The organism is Allorhodopirellula solitaria, assembly GCF_007859855.1.
GTDB lineage: Bacteria > Planctomycetota > Planctomycetia > Pirellulales > Pirellulaceae > Rhodopirellula > Rhodopirellula solitaria.
The window spans coordinates 265,324-280,097 of the sequence record NZ_SJPK01000003.1 but is presented as its reverse complement, the minus strand read 5'-3'; the positions used below and the strand labels follow the sequence as shown (position 1 = coordinate 280,097).

The 14,774-nt window shown below is 58.0% G+C and carries 11 protein-coding genes; 4 read left to right on the top strand and 7 right to left on the bottom strand.

The window, feature by feature from the left end; genetic code table 11:
• Positions 1-24 precede the first annotated feature (24 nt).
• Positions 25-3,180 (bottom strand): efflux RND transporter permease subunit, encoded by a 3,156-nt coding sequence (locus CA85_RS07280; RefSeq protein ID WP_146390652.1) that lies wholly within the window; start codon positions 3,178-3,180, stop codon positions 25-27.
• Entirely contained in the window at positions 3,181-4,596 is a 1,416-nt protein-coding gene (locus CA85_RS07275; RefSeq protein ID WP_146390651.1) for an efflux RND transporter periplasmic adaptor subunit, read from the bottom strand.
• Positions 4,597-4,701: 105 nt separating this feature from the next.
• On the opposite strand from CA85_RS07275, the gene CA85_RS07270 reads away from it, so the two are divergent.
• The 3 genes from CA85_RS07270 (at position 4,702) to gnd (ending at position 8,109) form a co-directional block, all read left to right on the top strand.
• Positions 4,702-5,175, top strand: a complete 474-nt coding sequence (locus CA85_RS07270) for a MarR family winged helix-turn-helix transcriptional regulator (RefSeq protein ID WP_146390650.1) — start codon at positions 4,702-4,704, stop codon at positions 5,173-5,175.
• Positions 5,147-6,469 carry a threonine/serine exporter family protein gene (locus tag CA85_RS07265; protein ID WP_246112574.1) on the top strand — a complete coding sequence of 441 codons (1,323 nt, stop codon included), beginning with the start codon at positions 5,147-5,149 and terminating at the stop codon, positions 6,467-6,469. The genes CA85_RS07270 and CA85_RS07265 overlap by 29 nt, the downstream gene beginning before the upstream one ends.
• 167 nt (positions 6,470-6,636) lie before the next feature.
• Positions 6,637-8,109: a decarboxylating NADP(+)-dependent phosphogluconate dehydrogenase gene (gnd, locus tag CA85_RS07260; RefSeq protein WP_146390649.1), complete on the top strand. Its 1,473-nt coding sequence runs from the start codon at positions 6,637-6,639 to the stop codon at positions 8,107-8,109.
• 863 nt (positions 8,110-8,972) lie between these two features.
• Here gnd and CA85_RS07255 read toward each other — a convergent pair.
• Positions 8,973-9,941 (bottom strand): RluA family pseudouridine synthase, encoded by a 969-nt coding sequence (locus CA85_RS07255; protein WP_146390648.1) that lies wholly within the window; start codon positions 9,939-9,941, stop codon positions 8,973-8,975.
• A gap of 298 nt (positions 9,942-10,239) precedes the next feature.
• On the opposite strand from CA85_RS07255, the gene CA85_RS07250 reads away from it, so the two are divergent.
• Positions 10,240-10,998 carry a PIN domain-containing protein gene (locus CA85_RS07250; RefSeq protein ID WP_186774805.1) on the top strand — a complete coding sequence of 253 codons (759 nt, stop codon included), beginning with the start codon at positions 10,240-10,242 and terminating at the stop codon, positions 10,996-10,998.
• An 11-nt stretch (positions 10,999-11,009) separates the two neighbouring features.
• On the opposite strand, the gene CA85_RS07245 is transcribed toward CA85_RS07250, so the two are convergent.
• The 4 genes from CA85_RS07245 to CA85_RS07230 all read right to left on the bottom strand — a co-directional run bounded on the left by CA85_RS07245 (position 11,010) and on the right by CA85_RS07230 (position 14,768).
• Positions 11,010-11,864: a glycosyltransferase family 2 protein gene (locus tag CA85_RS07245; RefSeq protein WP_146390646.1), complete on the bottom strand. Its 855-nt coding sequence runs from the start codon at positions 11,862-11,864 to the stop codon at positions 11,010-11,012.
• Between the two features lie 330 nt (positions 11,865-12,194).
• On the bottom strand, positions 12,195-12,410 hold the full coding sequence (locus tag CA85_RS07240; RefSeq protein ID WP_146390645.1) for a hypothetical protein: 216 nt from the start codon (positions 12,408-12,410) through the stop codon (positions 12,195-12,197).
• Positions 12,411-12,702: 292 nt separating this feature from the next.
• Complete coding sequence (locus tag CA85_RS07235; RefSeq protein ID WP_146390644.1) at positions 12,703-13,638, bottom strand: lactate/malate dehydrogenase family protein; 936 nt, start codon at positions 13,636-13,638, stop codon at positions 12,703-12,705.
• A gap of 257 nt (positions 13,639-13,895) precedes the next feature.
• Positions 13,896-14,768, bottom strand: a complete 873-nt coding sequence (locus CA85_RS07230) for a class II aldolase/adducin family protein (protein WP_146390643.1) — start codon at positions 14,766-14,768, stop codon at positions 13,896-13,898.
• Positions 14,769-14,774 lie beyond the last annotated feature (6 nt).

Sequence of the window (14,774 nt, the reverse complement as noted above, 5' to 3'; positions counted from 1 at the left end):
AGAGGATCGAACCGGGAGACTCTGTCAGGCGGCATCCCCGTTCTCGGCGGCTGGTTTCTTGGCGAAACGTCGCAGGACGACATAGAACACGGGCGTCAGGAAGAGCCCGAATACCGTCACGCCGAGCATGCCGGCGAACACGGCCGTGCCGAGCACTCGCCGCATTTCGAACCCAGCCCCGGTGGCGACCAACAAGGGTAACACGCCGAGAATGAATGAGAACGCCGTCATCAGGATCGGCCGCAATCGCATTCGACAGGCGTCGACAGCCGCTTGAAAGCGATCTTTGCCCTTGTCCTCTTCCGCCTTAGCGAACTCGACGATCAGAATCGCGTTCTTGCAAGCCAATCCGATCAGGACGATGAATCCAATCTGAGTCAGGATGTTATTGTCCATCCCGCGGAACCAGATCCCGCCGATCGCGAACAGCAAGCACAGAGGCACGATCAGGACGATCGCCAGCGGCAGTAGCCAGCTCTCATATTGCGCTGCGAGGGCTAGAAATACGAACAACACGGCCAGTGGAAACAGGAACGCGATCGTATTGCCCGCTTGCCGTTCCTGGTAGGCCAGTTCGGTCCACTCATACCCGAAACCAGGTGGCAACGTCTGGTCGGCGAGCTCTTCCATCGTCGACAGCGACTGGCCCGTACTGAACCCCGGCACTGTGCTCCCATTGATATCCGCAGCGGGATAGAGATTGAACCGTACCAGCCGATCGGGGCCCGCAGTCCGGTCTACTTTCACGACCGATCCCAGTGAGACCGTGTCGCCGGCGACGCTGCGGGTACGCAGCTTGAGAATGTCGCTCGGCTCGTCGCGGAATTCGGGTTCGGCCTGGGCAATCACCCGGTAGGTCCGGCCGAGCAGGTTGAAGTCATTGACGTAGACCGAACCGAGGTAGACCTGCAAAGCTTCGAAAACGCTGTTAACAGGCACATCGAGCATTTCGGCTTTGGTGCGATCGACGTCGGCAAAGACCTGCGGGACACTCATGCGAAAGTTCGTAAACACCTGGGTCACGCCGGTTTGCTGATTGCCCTTGCCCACCATTTGACCAGCGACGTCGCTGAGCACCGCCGATCCGGCACCGCTGCGGTCCTGGACGTACATCTTGAATCCGCCGCCGCGGCCGATACCACGCACCGGCGGTGGCGGAATAATGAACACTTGAGCTTCGTTAATCGACGCGACCTCACGCCGCATATCGGCAACGATCTTGTCGACACCTCGGTCACGCGCCGCACGCTCCTTGGCATCTTCGAGCGGCAGGAAGCAAACGGCTGCGTTGGGGCTGATCGTGAAGGTCGAACCGGACAGGCCGACAATGCCCACCGAATGAGCCACGCCATCGATCTTCCCGCCCATGCTCGTGACCCGCTTGGTCACCTCATTGGTACGGGCTAACGAGGCACCGTCAGGCAGCCGAACAGCGACGATCACGTACCCTTGATCCTGCTCAGGAATGAACCCAGTCGGCACCGCAGAGAAACTAAAGCCGGTCGCGACTAAGAGACCGACGTAGCCAACCAGAACCAAGCCCGAGACACGCACTAAACGCGAGACGATGCTAGCATACACGTTGCTGGTGGCGTCGAAGGTGCGGTTGAACAACCGAAAGAACCAACCGAACAGAAAATCGACGATGCGTTGAGCACGGCTCTGCTTGGCATCGCGCGGCTTCAACAGCAAGGCGCATAACGCGGGTGTCAACGTCAGCGAAACAAATGTGGAGATCGCCGTCGATATCGAAATGGTCAATGCGAACTGCTGGTAGAACTTCCCGCTAATGCTAGGAATGAACACCGTCGGGACGAACACCGCGATCAACACGAGCGTGGTGGCAATCAAAGCGGATCCCACCTCATCCATCGCCTGGTGCGCCGCCTCCCGCGGCGTTAACCCCTCTGCGATCAATCGCTCGACGTTCTCGACGACGACAATCGCGTCATCGACCACAATCCCAATCGCCAACACCAAACCAAAGAGCGACAGCGTGTTGAGCGTGACGCCGAGCATCTGCATGATCGCAAACGTTCCAATCAGCGAGATGGGAATGGCTACGACCGGAATGATCGTCGGACGCCAGTGATGCAGGAACAAAAAGACCGTCAGCACCACGAACAGAGTAGTGATCAGCAGTGTGAAGAACACTTCGGCAATCGACTCTTCAACAAAATCGGTTGGGTTGTAGGCAACCTCGTATCCGATGCCGTGCGGGAAGGTCTCGCTCATCTCCTCCATCGTCTGCTTGACCTGGGCCGCAGTCTCGACCGCATTGGTACCAGGACGCTGGTAGACGAGCACGGCGATAGCGGGTTTGCCATCGAGATAGCTCAAGCGGGAATAGTCTTGAGCCCCCAGTTCGACTCTTGCCACATCGCTCAAGCGGGTCACACGGCCATTCTCGCCGCGTTTGACAATGATGTCGCCGAACTCATCTGTTTCGATCAACCGGCCGCGCGTGGTCACGTTGAGCTGAAACTCACTGCCGGTATCGATCGGAGGTTGTCCGATCACCCCGGCAGCAACCTGCGCGTTCTGACCACGAATCGCCGCGATCACGTCCCCTGCAGTGAGGTCCACGTGAGCCATCTTTTCGATGTCCAGCCAGATTCGCATCGCGTATTCATTACCACCGGCGATGCGAATTTCCCCGACGCCATCGAGCCGCATCAGAGCGTCGCGAACACGCAAGAACGCATAGTTACTGATGTAGAGAGTATCGCGACTCTCATCGGGTGATTTCAGGTGGACCACCATCAGCATGTCAGGGATCTGCTTGGTCGTGGTCACACCGATCTGGCGAACCTGCTCCGGCAGTTTGGACAAGGCCACGGCAACCCGGTTCTGCACAAGCACTTGAGCATCGTCGAGGTTCGTGCCGAGTTTGAAGGTGACCGTCAACTGCATCGTCCCGTCGGCGCTCGACGACGATTCCATGTACAGCATGTCGTCGACGCCGTTCATCTCCTGTTCGATCGGCGTGGCGACCGTATCGGCGATGACTTGCGGCGTCGCACCGGGGTAGCTAGCGCGGACCAAGACCGTTGGCGGCGCGACGTTGGGATACTGGGAGACCGGCAGAGACAGGTAGGTAATCCCGCCCACCAACACGATCAAAAACGACAGTACCGTGGCGAAGATCGGGCGTTCGATAAAGAAGTGAGGGAATTTCATTTACTTCACCTCCGCACGATTGACCTGGGGCGAGATCCATTGGCTCTCGGGAACGGGCTCATACACATCGGGCAACCCATCCTCGAGCACGTCGATCGTCCCTTCCACTGTCGTTACCTCCAACCCCTCACTCGCCTTCAAAAGGCCTTCGATGACCAGGTCTTCGTTCCCTTCGATCCCACTGCGAACGACTCTCAGGCCGTGCACCAACGGCCCCACCTCGACCGTTCTCTGTTCGATCTTGCCATCGAGAACGATAAACACGAACTGCGACGACTGGTCTGTGCCGATGGCGGAATCGGGAATCAAGACGGCTTCATAGGGAGCGCTCCCAGGAATTCGTATCCGCGCAAACATCCCCGGCAAAAGGACCTGACCATTGTTGGGGAAGACAGCCCGGGCGCGCATCGTCGCCGTGGCCGCGTCAAAGCGATTGTCGACAAAATCCATGTGCCCGTGATGTGGGAAATCGGGCTCGTCGACCAAGCCGAGGTACGCAGGATTCTTGACCTCGCGTGAACTGCCCCGTTTGCCTAGGGCTGCGAGCCGAATGTACTTCAACACCTCCTGTTCGTTGGCGTCGAAGGTGCAGTAGATCGGTTGGACCGATGTGATGGTCGTCAATAGCGTGGCGGTGGCGGTCGTGCCGCCACTGATCAGGTTCCCTTCGTTGACAAACTCGCGGCTGATACGGCCCGTGATCGGTGCGGTGATCTTGGAATACTCCAGGTTGAGCTTGGCCGTTTCAACACCTGCATTGGCTGCCTCGATAGCCGCCTTGGCGGTTTCAATCATGGCGTTGGCGGATTCCACGAGGGCGTCGCTGGCTTCCTGATCCGCGTTGGCTTGCAGAATCTCAGCCTCACGCTGGTCCAGCTCATCTTGACTGGTCGCATTTCGGCTCATCAGAGTCCGGGCCCGATTGACCCGGGTGCGGGCAAGTTCGACAGCAGCAGTGCTCTGCAACTGCTGTGCTTTCGCTTCGGCAACTCCCGCCTCGGCCCGCAGGAGCTGGGACTCGGCTTGGCTCACCGCTGCTTGCATCGACTTGAGCTCGGCCTCGAAGGGCCTCGGGTCAATGAGAAAGAGAACATCATCCTTTTGAACGATTTCGCCTTCGTCAAAGTGAATTGACTGCAGGTACCCACCGACGCGGCTGCGAACCTCCACAAATTCGATCGGCTCGAGCCGTCCGGTGTACGAATCCCACTCGACGATTTGCTTGACAACCGGCTTAGCAACGGTGACTTGCGGTGGGGGAGGTTTAGCGGCCGCTGGCCCAGGGCCCTTGGGACTGCAGCCGGCCAAGCCCGCGCAGCCCACGACGGCCAGCGCCCCCAGCAGGCTGATCCCGACACCGCGGTGGCTTGCCAATGGGACTCGGGGCGGGACTTGGAAAATATCAGCAATTCTCATCGGCGGCTTCTATCGATCGGTGTGGTTCCAAGAAAATATATTTGCAGGCGATATTTTATCGATGAAATACTTGTCGGTCAACAAGCGATCGCTATGATATTCCTCATGAAGCTGCAAGAGGAACTCAAGCGACCGGCGCCCTACACATCGCTCCAACAGGAGACGCTAGTCAATCTGCTGCGTGCCGGCGACCAGATCGAGAATCGGCTGTCGCGATTGTTTCGCGAACACGGGCTGACCCTGTCGCGTTTCAACGTACTCCGCAGCCTGGCGTTGGCGAACCGCCCGTTGACCTGTGGCGAGATCGGCGAGCGGATGATTCAGGTCGTCCCGGCGATCACGTCGCTTGTCGATCGACTCGAAAAACACGCTCTGGTCGAGCGTCATCGCTGCCTCGAGGATCGCCGCGTGGTGCACGTATCGATCACCCAGAAGGGAAGGCAGCTCTCCGATGCGGTCGACCCTTCGCTCAGAGCAATGGAGGAGTCTCTGCTGAAAAGCCTCACTCAGGCGGAATTGAAGACACTGCTCGGGCTACTCGAGAAAACGCGTGAGTCGCTCTCTGCAAGTGAGTATTGAGATGGTACCGGCAGCATGCGCCGAAACAACAGCCGAGCTCGACCGAGGGGGTTCAGCAGACGTATCGGCCGAAACCGTCATTGTCGAACTCGCCCGCAGTTTGCATGCGAGCGGGGCACCCGCCTACGAACTGGACCAGGGGATGGAGGAAGTTGCCGCGTTCCTAGGCGAGCCCGCTACGTTCTTTTCGACTCCCACTTCGCTGTTCATCACATTCACCCACGAAGAGGGACACACGCGATTACTACGCGTCTACCCCAGCGACACGAACCTTGGGCGATACGCGGAACTGCACGAGACACAGAGGGCGATTCAAGTCGAAGGGATGTCGGTGTCGCAAGCCTGGCGTCGGATTGAGACGCTCGAGTCCACACTGGCGGCCTACAGCCCCGTGCTTCAGGTCATCGCTTTTGGAATCGCCTCAGCATGCTTCGGCGTGCTCGTGGGCGGAAACGCCACCGTCGTGACGTCCGCGGGCGTGATCGGATTGCTGACCGGCGGACTGCTCAAAGGGCTCGGACGGTGGAACTACCCGACCCATCTGATCAACATTGTGGTGGGCTTGATCGCGTGCATCCTTGCTAGCCTTGTGCAGTTCTGGGTTCCCAGCGGCAATGTCGAGCTAACGTCGCTGGCGGCCTTGATCGTGCTCGTGCCCGGCCTGCAACTGACGATCAGTATCAACGAACTGGCCACGCAGAACCTCGCCTCGGGATCGGCTCGCTTTGCCGGAGCGATGATGTCACTTTTGACACTCGTGTTCGGTGTCTACATGGGACACGCGTTGATCCATTCATGGGTGGAGATGCCAGCTCCGACACCGGCCAGCACTCCCGAGATCATCGTCTCAATGGCCTCGGTCATCCCCCTGGGCCTGTCCCTTGCGGTACTGTTCCAAGCCCGCTACCGAGACATCGTCTGGGTGGTCCTGTCGACGTTGATCGGTTACGGGTCGCTGCGATTGGCCGGTTTATGGCTACTCCCTTTTGCTGCTGTTTGGGCGTCGGCTGTCGGGGTCGGGGTCTGCGGTCACTTGATCTCTCGGTGGCGGCACACCCCTGCGGCGATCATGTTGATGCCAGCATTGATCTTGCTCGTCCCCGGCAGCCTGGGTTTCTTCGGCCTCTCGGCGATTCTGCTCGACAAAGATCTTCCCGGCGGCATCCATATCGTGTCGACGATGATGCTGACCTCGGTCGCAATTGTCGCTGGGTTGCTGACGACCGACGTCATCGTGCCGCCGCCGACGGCCACACCGGCCGGCCAGGGTAGCGAGACGGCGCCGCCCCGCTGACGGATCGATCCCCGCACGCCTCGCTGCGGACGGCGTCACTGGTGGGCGTCTGCCGGTGAGCGTCTGCCGGTGTCAAACGCCTTCACGGATGCCACCGAACCATTTAGAATCTTGCCTGATTTGAAAAAACACATTTTGACAACCTACCCACCCCGCGGATAAGAGATATGAGTGGTGACTGTGATTTTGGGCTGATCGGTTTGGCCGTGATGGGCGAGAACTTGGCCCTCAACGTGGAAAGCCGCGGTTACAAAGTGGCTGTCTACAATCGGACGACCAGTAAAGTCGACGATTTGTTAGCCGATCGAGCCAAGGGCAAGAACTTTGTCGGGGCGCATACCCTGGAAGAATTTGTCGGCGCCGTCGCCCGGCCTCGCAAACTGATGATGCTCGTCAAAGCAGGCCCCGCAGTCGATGCGATCATCGACCAACTCATTCCCCTCTGCGATGAAGGCGATATCCTCATCGACGGCGGCAACACCTACTATACCGACACCGAAGAACGCACCACGCGGGTCGAAGCAGCCGGGATGCTGTACGTGGGAGCGGGCGTATCGGGTGGTGAAGAAGGCGCCCTGAAGGGCCCGAGCCTGATGCCCGGTGGCACCAAAGCGGCCTGGCCCGAGATCAAGGAGATGTTCCAAGCAATCGCAGCCAAAGTCGGCCCCAATGACGACATTCCCTGCTGCGAATGGGTCGGTCCACGCGGTGCCGGGCACTACGTCAAAATGGTGCACAATGGCATCGAATACGGTGATATGCAGCTGATCTGCGAAGCCTATCAGATGCTGCATGAGCTCGGCGGTTTGTCCAACGATGAACTCTACGATGTGTTCGCGAAGTGGAATGAAGGGGAACTGCAGAGTTATCTAATCGAAATCACACGTGACATTTTCAGTGCCAAAGATGATCTCGGTGGCGATGGATACCTCGTCGACCAGATTCTCGATGTCGCCGGTGCCAAAGGGACTGGCAAGTGGATGAGCCAACTCGCCCTCGATCTGGGAGTGCCCAGCAGCTTGGTCACCACGGCTGTCTTCGCTCGCGGATTATCGGCGCAAAAGGAAGCTCGTGTCCGTGCTAGCAAAACGCTCAATGGTCCCTCGAAGGACCACAACCCCGAGATGTCGGCACTGGCCCAGCAGCTCATCGGTGACAAAGAAAAATTCATTGCCGCCGTCGAAGATGCGCTGTACGCGTCGAAAATCGTCAGTTACGCCCAAGGCTTCGTGCAACTCCAAGCGGCCTCGAAGGAGCATGACTGGGGACTCGATTACGGCCAGTGCGCCCTGCTGTGGCGCGGCGGATGCATCATCCGGGCCAAGTTCTTGGACCGGATCAAAGAAGCATTCGGTGAGCAGCCAGACCTCGAAAACCTGTTGCTCTACCCGTTCTTTGAAGAGGCTGTCGAGAACGCACAAGCCGGTTGGCGAGCCGTCGTTTCGGCTGCCTCGCTACTCGGGATTCCTGCCCCCGCCTTCAGCGCGGCCCTGAACTTCTACGACGGCTATCGTCTCGAACGCTTGCCCGCCAATCTCTTGCAAGCTCAGCGGGACTACTTCGGCGCCCACACCTACCAACGTGTCGACCGCGAGGGTGTCTTCCACAGCGAATGGCTCGACCTTCGCAAGCCTGTCTGAGACCTGCTGGAAACTCCCAGCAGGCTTGACGTCGGCTGACCGAGCCGTCGGTTTATTCGATGCTGGCTCCGCAATGATAAGCCGAGGGCCGCAACGGCCCCGGGTAGCGCCGCCTGCCCGGCCGCTTAGGAACCGGGGCTGAGTAAGTGTCATATTGGACGAACCAACGAGCTGCTCAGTATCCAGAAGTATCCCGTCAGGGCTGATAGAAAATAGCCGGTGGTTTGAGCGCAAGCGAACACCACCGGATAAGACGCGAGACGCAAGAGCCAACCCCGAATGGGGTGGAAGATCGTTCATGACGGGATCTGCGCCCCACTTCGGGGTCGACGTTCCACGACCAACGAGACACCACAGGTGGCGCTGCGCTGACCTACGGCTATTCTCTTGAACGCTTCCGGCGCAGGAAGACTTGCGAGGCTTAATAGTTCGTCGGCCCGTCCACCACGAAATAGCTTTCGCTAAATTCGCCACTTATTGATCACGCGTCTCGGCTCAATAACTCGACAGCGCGTGACGCCAACGGCAGGGGATGTGTCGGCCTCCGGCCTAAAGACGCGTCACAACAGCGACTGACACAAAAATGGTATCAACACGGTTCATCCGACGGAAGCGTGCGCAGAGCACAGCGGAAGTTTTTTTTGAGGCATGGCTCTCGTATCCAATGATCGTTCAGAAATGCGTCCCTGACGAACAAACAGTCTAACATTGATAATCACATCCCACAAATAAATCTTTCGATACGGGAGCCATGCCTTGAAAACCTCGGGCGCACGCTTCCGTCGGATGAGCCATCAACACCAACCTTTTAGCGCCCCAGCGATGACACTTTCCTGTCGGGGATGCCTGATCGGCTGCGCGTGTCAGTCGGTTGGTCGACGTTCTGCGGGGGCTTGGCCACTGGGCGATTTGGGACTGCCCTTGATGAACTTCGTTATCGCGGCCGGCAGTGGCGAATCCACTGTCAACTCTTCCCCGGTGACAGGGTGTACGAAACTCAGTGAACTGGCGTGCAAGGCGATTCGCCGCCGGATCCAGCGTGGGTGCGCCGCTCGCTCGGGTTGATAGTGCGTGTCGCCGAGTACGGGATGCAGAGCATGAGCAAACTGCACCCGAATCTGGTTGCGTTTCCCGGTCTGCAGGATGACCTCGACCAAGGTCGTGTCGCCAAGATCTCGAAGGACACGGTAGTGCGTAATCGCTTCCTCGGAATCCTTGAACGGCGTGGTCACATAGCGGTCGAGGTTGTTGCCCGTTGCCAAGTGATCGCGGAACGTGCCCTCTTGATCGGGTAGCTTCCCGGCAACGATCGCGTTGTAGATACGGCGCGGCTTTTGAAGCTTGAACTGTTCGATCAACAACTGCGCGATCGCCGCGTGCTTGCCAAAAATCAGCAACCCGCTGACCTCGCGATCGAGCCGGTGGACTAAACAGGCCTCGCGCTCGCTACGCGAATGACTGAGGTAGACCGAAACCCGCTCGACGAGCGTGTTCGGGTCTCCACGATCTGTGGGGACAGTGAGCGTGCCGGCCGCCTTGTCGACCACGATCAGATGGTCGTCTTCGTAGGCGATCGTGAAGGTACGGTCGTCCCACCGCTTGATCTTCTTCTCCCGGTACCGCTGCGTGGGGTCGTACGAGACAGAAACCTCATCACCGGGGCTCACCTGTTGGGACGGGTCACCACAGGCCTGGCCGTTGACTCGCACGCAACCGCGATCGATCATCCCACGTGATTGACTGTGTGAGGTCTCGCAGATCTGCCGCACAAAGGCATCCACTCTGCCGGTGGCGGATTCCGTAACGGTTTGAGAAACGACTTGGAGCGACATGGAGGTCCAGGGTGAAGTTCGCAAGAAAAGCGGCGCTGACGTATAGCCGGGTGGGCGTGTCGCAGAGGTTATATCCGAAAATGGCGATTTGCATAATCTGCAGCAATACTGCGCGATCGGTACTGCACGCGGCATGCCTTCGGTTGACCTTGTCGGCGCCGCTGGAACCGCGATGGCTGCGGCGCTGAGGTCAAGGACGCAAAAAATCTCGTTAGGGCGGGGGACTCGGTGCACGAACCCCGGCCCGGGGTACTAGAATCAGCATTGAAAACATCAACCTCGCGCTACCGGATTGTAAGTGCAGCGTTCCCCTACGGCATCCGACTCGAGCCAACGCTCGTGCGTTCTGCTGATTGATTTGGACAACTGTCCGCACGAGATACTCGATCTCGCTGAGACGGCTCAGCGTTACGATCTGATCATCGCTGCGCATGGCAGTCGCGAGCCCCGGGTACCGCTGGGACTGGCGACGGTACTGGGAGAGCTCGTCGCCCAAAGAAAAATTGAAATTTGGGCCATGCCGCCGGGCAAGAACGCGGCCGATTTCGGGATCACGTTTGTGGCCGGACGCTTGGCGGCGGAAATGCCCGGCAATACGACGTTCGCCATCGCATCGAAGGATCGTGACCTCGAGCATGCGGTGCATCTGCTCCAACGGAGTGGCTTTCAAGCAAGCCGCATCGATTCATCGAGCCATGCTACTCCCGGTACACCATCGCCAGCGGACATCTCGTTGATGGCCTGTCAATTGGCCAGTTCGCTCTGCGGGCGGGGAGCGAACTCGCGGCCCAAACGCCGCCGGGCGTTGCACTCGGTCGCCAAAGCCAGGGCGGGGACCGCCGAGGCGGGGATGTCCGCGTTGAAAGAACTCGAAGCAACAGGAGCGATTGAGTACGTCAACAACATCCCCGAATACAACAGCTCACTGTTGAAGTGCTTTGCGGCCAAGGCTCCCAAGAAGAAGCAGAAAACCGAGCCGCTGCCGTTGCAAAAATTGGTCACGCCACCTGCCCAGCCGCGGCCCGATGAACCGACCCAGTTAGAGTTGTTTCCGTAGCGAAGGTTGACTCAACGGCGAAACAGCCCGTACTTCGCAATGCAGTAGAGAGCCGCCACACCATCTTTCCAGGTGATCTTTTTGCCCTCATCGTACCAGCGATGCTGATAGCGGATCGGCCGTTCGGTAAAACGCAGTCCACGGCGGGCCCAGCGAGCGGTCAGCTCGATCTCGATTCCGAAGCGATTTTCTTGCAAGTCGGGCAAGATCGCTTGAAAGGTTTCTCGTGATGACAGCTTGTAACACGTCTCAACGTCACTCAGACGCGGACCGATGGCCATGCTCGCCAGCAATGTGATGAAGCCATTGACCGACTGATGCCACCATGGCGAGAGTTGGCGGTCGCTGTGCCCATAACGAGTCCCATAGACCACATCTGCGGAGCCCTCGATGAGCGGTTGCAAGAGACCGCGAATGTCATCGGGATCGTATTCGCTGTCGGCATCTTGAATGACGATGACGTCCCCCGTTGCGGCGGCGATACCGCTGCGGATCGCTGCGCCTTTGCCGCGGTTGACTTCGTGACGAATCAGCTGCACATCGCCCTCGGCACTACAGCGATCGAGAACGTCGGATGAACCATCGTTGGAGCCATCGTCGACGAGAATGATTTGCAGTGGCAGGCCGGTTTGGCGGAGGCGTTCGAGCACTTCACCGACCGTGGAACATTCGTTGTAGACCGGGACGATTACGGTCAACACGAAGCCCGGTGGCAAGGCGAAGATGGCCAGTCGCCGACAGGCATTTGACCCCAGAAAACGCTGCATTTCGTCGACATACTCGTCGGAGAACCAGCGGCCTCGCGAGGACGCTCGCAGCGCCGCATCAGCGGGTGGACTCGGGATTGCAGGGGGGACTTCATTCATGGCGTGGTGGGCAGACCGCTCGCACGGGCTCGGTTCAGTTTCTGACGAGTTTTGCACAAAAAAATCTTCCCACAAACATACCGTAATTTTCACACTCAAACGTCACCAATTCAAAAATCTCTGGAACATCGAGCTACTTTGTTGTTGACTTTTCGGTCCGCTAACGACAAAGTCTTGATGGCTTCAACACACGGGCTTTGCAAACGCCAAACGGGAAGCCGATCAGCTTGATCGGCCACCGTCGCGAGCACTTATCTTGCAAACCCCACGCTATTCCCAACGGAGTGCCGACGATGCATTTTGATCGAGTTACGAACACACTGTGCAGAGTTAACTCACCTCGAAAGTCTTCGCTTCACCCACACGCTGCTCGCGCGGCAGTTTCTTTCCAGCGACAATCCCTCTGGTTTTCGAGTCGCTGATCTCCAGCTCATTAGTCAACGCACCGGAAAGCGTTGTCTCGTGGTACGTCACAACGAATGTTGACGAGTCACCGGGAGATGGTAACAGAAGGACGCCACCACCGAACACTTGTGTTCGAGACACGGATCGTCACTCCCTTTTTTTCAGTTGATCCCTTGCGGTTTGCAGTTTTTAAAACTGGTTGACAACATTTTTGTCATGCAGGCTGGGGTTCCAGTGCGTCTCATGGACGAAATGCACCGGGGTTTCATTTCGGGATCAATGAAGCGGTTCCAGTGACACATGAAGTGAAACTGGACCGCTTTTTTTCGGAGTCTTCCAAACAAGGGACGAGGAAAAAAGTTGCGCTCGGGCGTTGTAGAAAACCACCAGTGGTTTCAACGCACGCGAACACCACCGGAAACGTCGCGTCTGCTTAACCGACCCGCTGCATCACCGTGTCGAGTGTTTTTCGCAGTGCCGAACCACTGGCGCGAATCCCTTGCACCTCCTTGGGCCATAGGTCGATCTCCATGGTCGCTTGCACACCCGTCCGGCCCAACACCGTGGGGACGCTCAGGGCCACGTCACGGATGCCATAGCAACCGCTCTGGACACTGCTGACCGGCAGCACCACTTGGCTATCGAGGACGATGGCATCGACGCAATCACGGATTGCGATACCGACCGCGAACCCAGCTCCACCCTTCCGCTTGATCACCTCGGCACCACTGCCACGGGTGCGTGTGAACAATTCACCCGCCATCGCAGGCGTCCAGCCGGGGTATTTGTCCAGTGGCAATCCGGCAATCGTGGCACTGCTCCAAATCGGCACCATCGATTCACCGTGCTCACCCAAGATCAACGCACGAGTCTGTGCCGGTGGCGCCTGCAACTGCTCAGCGATCAGTGAGCAGAAGCGGATCGTGTCGAGCTGTGTGCCGAGTCCCACCACCTGGCCGACAGGCAGGTCGAGCTTGTCCGCGGCCACGTAGGTAAGAATGTCAACCGGATTGCTAACCACCAACACGATCGCCGACGGCTTCGGACCAGCCGCTTTGATATCACGCAGAATTTGCATGAACAAATCGGTGTTCCGGTTGATCAAATCCAAACGCGACTCGTCGGGTTTGCGTCGCAGGCCTGCCGTGATGCAAATAATGTCGCTGCTAGGAATGTGCTCGTATCCACCTCCAGCGAACGTCTGGTTGGCAACGCTCGTTGAGCCATGACGCAGATCCAAGGCGTGACCGACCGCGAGTTCTTCATTGACGTCCAGCAGAGCAATCTCATTGACCAGACCACCGCATTGCAGTGCATACGCGGCGCATGAACCAACCAGTCCACCGCCACCAATAATTGAAATTTTCATTGTCAGAAATCTTTGTTGATTAGCTACTAGCTATTAGCTGTTGTGGGAACGAGGGGGATGGGTAAATTTCGGCCGATTGATGCAGCGACATTTCTTGCTGAGCCGCTAGCTGGGAAGCTGGGAAGCAATTAGCTAAGCAACGCACGTTCAATTTCTGTCGTAGTGGACGAGTCCAAAGCCGCAGGACTCGTCGCCTCGTCCACTACAAAAACCGACACTTATTCATCGTGTGTTGCTAACTGCCAAATGCCAACTCACTATCGGCCCATTTGACGAATGACTTCGTCGGTGATCGCCTTGACCAATTGGGCTTCATCGACGCCTGGGGGCAGCGCGGGTTTGCCGTTGCTGTTGGCATCACCGGAGGTCTTGATCGGTGGCGGTGCTGGGAAGGCGCGACGTTCCACGCCCGTGTCTTCCCATGAGTCGCGGAAGATATCGTTGGCGCAGATATCGCAATCTTCGTAGTCGGGTGTGTTGCGTGGGTCGGCGAAGCCCCATTTCTGTTTCAGGTCGAGCAGTTCCCGTGACTTCTCTTCGTTAAGGAACGAGACATTGCCGAGCTGCTTGGCGAGCATCAGCATCCGGCAGTAGGAATCGAGAATCTCTGTCCACCAATACGCTTGCTCGACTGTTTCGCCGTAGGAAACCGTGCCATGGTTGGCAAGGATCATCACGTTGGTTCTGTTGACGTACGGAATGATTGTGTCGGCAAAGGCCTGACCACCAGGGGTTTCGTATTTCGTGATCGGCACGTCACCGAGAAAGACTTCCACCTCAGGCAAAATGCACTGGGGGATCGGCTCACGGGCGATCGCGAAGGCCGTGGCGTGAGGCGGGTGACAGTGCACGACGCTGCGGATGTCGTCGCGTTGTTTGTAAATTTCCAAGTGCAGCAACGCTTCGCTCGATCGCTTCTTACGTCCCGAGAGCTGCTTTCCGGTCATGTCAACGAGCGAAATGTCGTCGGGTTTCAGGAAGCCTTTGCAGTGCAGCGTCGGAGTGCAAAGAACTTCGTTTTCGCTGATCCGCACGGTGATATTGCCATCATTGGCAGCGGCAAATTGCCGGTTGTAAATCCGGCTGCCGATGTCACACATGTCTTGTTTGATCTTATGAATGTTTTCCATGAGTTT

What these genes read in the sequence shown, in the direction of transcription:
- CA85_RS07280 (WP_146390652.1), bottom strand. Translation starts at nt 3,180, where the DNA reads ATGAAATTCCCTCACTTCTTTATCGAACGCCCGATCTTCGCCACGGTA.
- CA85_RS07275 (WP_146390651.1), bottom strand. Translation starts at nt 4,596, where the DNA reads ATGAGAATTGCTGATATTTTCCAAGTCCCGCCCCGAGTCCCATTGGCA.
- CA85_RS07270 (WP_146390650.1), top strand. Translation starts at nt 4,702, where the DNA reads ATGAAGCTGCAAGAGGAACTCAAGCGACCGGCGCCCTACACATCGCTC.
- gnd (WP_146390649.1), top strand. Translation starts at nt 6,637, where the DNA reads ATGAGTGGTGACTGTGATTTTGGGCTGATCGGTTTGGCCGTGATGGGC.
- CA85_RS07255 (WP_146390648.1), bottom strand. Translation starts at nt 9,941, where the DNA reads ATGTCGCTCCAAGTCGTTTCTCAAACCGTTACGGAATCCGCCACCGGC.
- CA85_RS07245 (WP_146390646.1), bottom strand. Translation starts at nt 11,864, where the DNA reads ATGAATGAAGTCCCCCCTGCAATCCCGAGTCCACCCGCTGATGCGGCG.
- CA85_RS07235 (WP_146390644.1), bottom strand. Translation starts at nt 13,638, where the DNA reads ATGAAAATTTCAATTATTGGTGGCGGTGGACTGGTTGGTTCATGCGCC.
- CA85_RS07230 (WP_146390643.1), bottom strand. Translation starts at nt 14,768, where the DNA reads ATGGAAAACATTCATAAGATCAAACAAGACATGTGTGACATCGGCAGC.